Raw genomic sequence first — 4,190 nt, forward strand, 5'->3', positions numbered from 1 at the left:
GCCGAGGGCTCATAAAGGGCAATGAAAACCCCACCCTCACCCTAACCCTCTCCCTGAGGGAGAGGGAGCTATGTTGATTCCCTCCCCTTCAAGGGGAGGGGTAGGGTGGGGATGGGGTTGATTTTCGGATGAACCGTCATGCCCCTCCGGGCACAAAGGGGAATGAAAATTAACCCCCTTAATCCCCCTTTAAATAAAGGGGGAGATATGACAACCAGAAATCCCCCCCTTGTAGTTAAAGGGGGGCGAGGGGGGTTATTTTCGGATGAACTCCCATGAACCGAGGGTTCACAAAGGGGCATGAAAATCAGCGGGACAAGAAAGTCCCGCCTATCCTCGTAGAAAGGGATAGGCGGGGTTTTCTTACCCCGCCGGAAGGGATTTTCGGATGAAGGGACTGATATAACTTCTGAATGAGGGTCCACTACTGAAAGTCGCTTTGCCATTACATCTTTTCGTGACCCCCGAAGGGAATCCGCCTGAGCCTTGCCGCGCCCTTCAGCCATGGACTCCGCAAGATTGGCAAACAAGACCGTTAACCAGAGACAAAGGGAAACAGCAAATACAAATGAAGGAGACTCTTTAGCCGGTACTAAAATGGAATAAACAAACAGAGTGGTAGTGAGTGCAGCACCTGCTTCAACAACAAACATAACTGGCTTTCGTATATGGTATAGCGGGCTGAGCCTGACCACGGAATCTGTCAATGCCCGCAGAACAATAGTCGGTTCAAAAAGGGGGCGTGTCTTCGTTTTTTTAGCCACGTGTCATCCTCCTGTTACTATATCATCTCAGCAAGACATGCTCTGCAACCGGCCCTAATGCAAGGGCAGGGAAAAAGGTGAGTGCGCCTACCATCAGGATTACTCCTGTCAGGAGCAGTATAAACAGAGGCGAATGTGTCGGCAGAGTTCCTGCACTGACCGGAACCTGTTTCTTTGCTGACAGGGAGCCTGCAATAGCGAGAACGGGAACCATAACCCAGAACCGCCCGAATAACATGGCAAGGCCAAGCAGGGTATTATAAAAAAGGGTATTTGCAGTGAGTCCGGCAAAGGCACTCCCGTTATTGTTGGCTGCTGAAGAGAAGGCATATAGTATCTCGGAAAATCCGTGGGGACCGGGATTTGAGACACCTGAGACTCCGGCCTTAGTTACTGCCCCTGCTGCCGTCCCTAGAAGAACAGTTGCCGCAGGTATAAGGATCACCAGAAAGGCCATCTTCATCTCAAAAGCTTCAATCTTCTTCCCGATGTATTCCGGGGTACGCCCAACCATAAGTCCTGCAATGAATACCGCTACGATTGCAAAAACAAGCATTCCATAAAGGCCGGAGCCCACACCCCCGAAAACGATTTCTCCCAACTGCATCAACAACAAGGGTATCAAGCCGCCGATGGGAGAAAAAGAATCGTGCATGGCATTGACTGATCCATTGGACGTTGCAGTAGTTGCTGTGGCCCACAGGGCGGAGTTGGCAATACCAAGGCGGACCTCTTTACCTTCCATGTTACCGCCTGATTGAGATGCACTGACTGACTGATCAATCCCCATAGCAGAAAGATGAGGGTTGCCCTGTTGCTCCGATAAATAGCAGGAGATAAGCATGGGAATGAATATTATCATCATAGCAGCCAGGAGCGCCCGCCCCTGCCTTACATCTCCGGCCATCCGGCCAAAGGTGTAGCAGAGCGAAGCAGGTATGAGCAGAATCGCCAGCAGTTCAAGGAAGTTGGCAAAAGGTGTAGGATTCTCAAATGGATGAGCGGAGTTGACATTGAAAAAGCCGCCGCCATTGGTACCGAGTTGTTTGATGGCTATCTGTGAAGCAGCAGGTCCCATGGGTAATGTCTGTACCTTGGCTGTAACAGTCTCAAGCATTTGCACATTTTTATAAGGACTGAAGTTCTGCACCACCCCCTGAGATACGAGGAGTATGGCAAGCACCAGGGACAGGGGGAGAAGAATATAAAGCACTGTTCTGGTAAGGTCAACCCAGAAATTACCAATAGACTTTTCAGTTCGCTGTACAAAGCCCCTGATAAGGGCAATCAGCACTGCCATACCCGTAGCAGCGGACAGAAAGTTCTGCACCCCCAACCCCGCCATCTGGGTAAGGTAGCTCATTGTTGTTTCGCCGCTATACCCCTGCCAGTTTGTATTTGTGACAAAACTGACTGCTGTATTGAAAGACAAATCAGGGGAAACAGAGGGAAATTGCTGAGGGTTAAAAGGCAGAATCCCCTGCAATCTCTGAAGAAGATACAGTGAACCAATGCTCAGGATAGAGAAACAAAGCACTGCAACCGCATATTCCTTCCATGTCATTCCTTCATACTTTTTAATTCCGCAGATCCGGTATATACCCATCTCCACAGGGACAACTATTCTATCCATCCAGCATGACTCCCCCTTGTACACCTTAGCCATGTAAATGCCAAGAGGTTTAACAAGGGCAAAGAGGACAATCAGATATAATACAATCTGTATTATTCCATATCCTGTCACGAGAATATCTCCGGTTTTATAAGGGCTATAATAAGATAAACAAGAAGACCAGCAGCCATGATACCAGCTATCCAATATAAGATGCCCATAATAATGTCTCCTAAATCTTTCCGAAAAGCCTCACCAGAAGATAGGTGAGGATGAAAAAAAGAATAATTATCCCCGCAGAAACACCATCCACAGCACTTCCTCCACTGTTTTTAGCCTAACACAAACATGAGTAAAATTGATGTAAAAAATAATGTGGAGTATGTAAAAAAAATGTTAATATATACTGACAGAATGAATGCAGAAAATTTCTTGGGTTTATTAAATGAAAGAGAAAATGGGCATGAGAAAGACTAAAAGACTAATCATATATCATGCCATCAGGGTAAGAGTTATGTCTATCACTTTAAGATAATACCCCGTGTTCTAATAATATTCTATTTATCCAACCGTGATTTTTAAGCTTTATAGGCTAAAGGTCAACTATTATCTTTGTTAAGAATAACCTGAGAGCCATGAATTACAGCCAAGACATCAATTTGATCTGGTTTGATATGGTAGATAATCCTGTATGGCCCTTCTATTACCTCTCGAATCTGTTCCATCTCAAACTCCGGCACTTTGCGGCCGGATAAGGGAAAATCTGCGATCTGCTGAGAACGCCTCGTTAGGCGATCAACCATCCTAATGGCATACTCAGGGGAGTCTCGGGCAATATAGGCATAAATAGCATCGAGGTGCCCTTCAGCCGTGTCTGTCCAGTGGATTTTCATTATGGGAGGCCGTATTTTGATCTAACTTCCTTTACATCCTTTGTTCTACCTGCCATGCTGTCTGCCAAGCCCCGCTCGAGTACCTCACGCACATAAATTTCATGTATGAGGTCTTCCCATGTAGCGTTTGCAGGCATACAGTCAATCAATTTATGTGCCTGTTCTTTCTCCATTAGAATTGACATATCATTTCCTCCTATGTTGAAGGAGATTAGCAAAAAACTTTGAAGAAATCAATTCATTAGAAATGTTAAAAAAGCAGAGGTTGCATCCTCTACCGTAAAGTAATCGCAGGTAACGAGTTGTTGCATGAAAAACAAAGGAAGGCGGACATTAGAATATCATCAGGCAAACGCGGAACTCTGGCAACATAAAACTTACAACAAATCATGCTATCATGGTAAGTGCTTTTTCTATCGCTTTAAGATGCATCGCCACACGATCCTCCCATGGAAATACCGTTGGAGGCTCCATAGTCAGACAGTACCGTGTACCTTTCAGATACATATACAGAGGAAATGGAAGGTTATTTCTCTTGACAGGAAATACTTTTTTTCCCTCTGCGGGCATATTACGCCATGACAATTATTGAATCCATCTATCCTGTCTCTTAAATCAATTGGGTCTTCGCGTAATCGAGTGGGTAATTTATGTTTCAGTTAGAATACAAATTAGTATTTTTAGACGGAGATACGCCTAATCCCAAAACCAGTAATGAAGCACTGTTTTTATTTCCCCTCCCTTGACGGGAGGGGATTAAGGGGAGGGTGATATAAACAGTTCTCCCTTATTACCGCTAAGACTTCATTTGTATTTTGTAAGACCTCATTATTCCAGAACCTTATAATCTTAAACCCAAATCGTTGAAGGTATGCCTCTCTTTCTATATCCTTATCCTTTTCTGCCGCATGCTGTCCGCCA

Annotated in this window: 6 protein-coding genes; all 6 read right to left on the bottom strand. The window is 45.4% G+C overall.

Annotated elements, in window-relative coordinates:
- Positions 1–786: 786 nt before the first annotated feature.
- A complete protein-coding gene (gene kdpA / locus HZA08_02515) occupies positions 787–2,508 on the bottom strand; it encodes a potassium-transporting ATPase subunit KdpA (protein ID MBI5192298.1) in 1,722 nt (573 codons plus the stop codon).
- Positions 2,505–2,597, bottom strand: a complete 93-nt coding sequence (gene kdpF, locus HZA08_02520) for a K(+)-transporting ATPase subunit F (GenBank protein MBI5192299.1) — start codon at positions 2,595–2,597, stop codon at positions 2,505–2,507. The genes kdpA and kdpF overlap by 4 nt, the downstream gene beginning before the upstream one ends.
- A gap of 378 nt (positions 2,598–2,975) precedes the next feature.
- Positions 2,976–3,269 (bottom strand): type II toxin-antitoxin system RelE/ParE family toxin, encoded by a 294-nt coding sequence (locus HZA08_02525; protein ID MBI5192300.1) that lies wholly within the window; start codon positions 3,267–3,269, stop codon positions 2,976–2,978.
- Positions 3,269–3,454, bottom strand: coding sequence for a hypothetical protein (locus HZA08_02530; protein ID MBI5192301.1), 186 nt, complete (start codon positions 3,452–3,454; stop codon positions 3,269–3,271). Before HZA08_02530 ends, HZA08_02525 begins: the two co-directional genes overlap by 1 nt.
- 202 nt (positions 3,455–3,656) lie before the next feature.
- Positions 3,657–3,854, bottom strand: coding sequence for a hypothetical protein (locus HZA08_02535; GenBank protein MBI5192302.1), 198 nt, complete (start codon positions 3,852–3,854; stop codon positions 3,657–3,659).
- A 143-nt stretch (positions 3,855–3,997) separates the two neighbouring features.
- Positions 3,998–4,190: DUF559 domain-containing protein (locus tag HZA08_02540; protein MBI5192303.1), on the bottom strand; the 193-nt coding region annotated here is incomplete at its 5' end.

The sequence above is a fragment of the Nitrospirota bacterium genome, from assembly GCA_016212215.1.
Classification (GTDB): domain Bacteria; phylum Nitrospirota; class 9FT-COMBO-42-15; order HDB-SIOI813; family HDB-SIOI813; genus JACRGV01.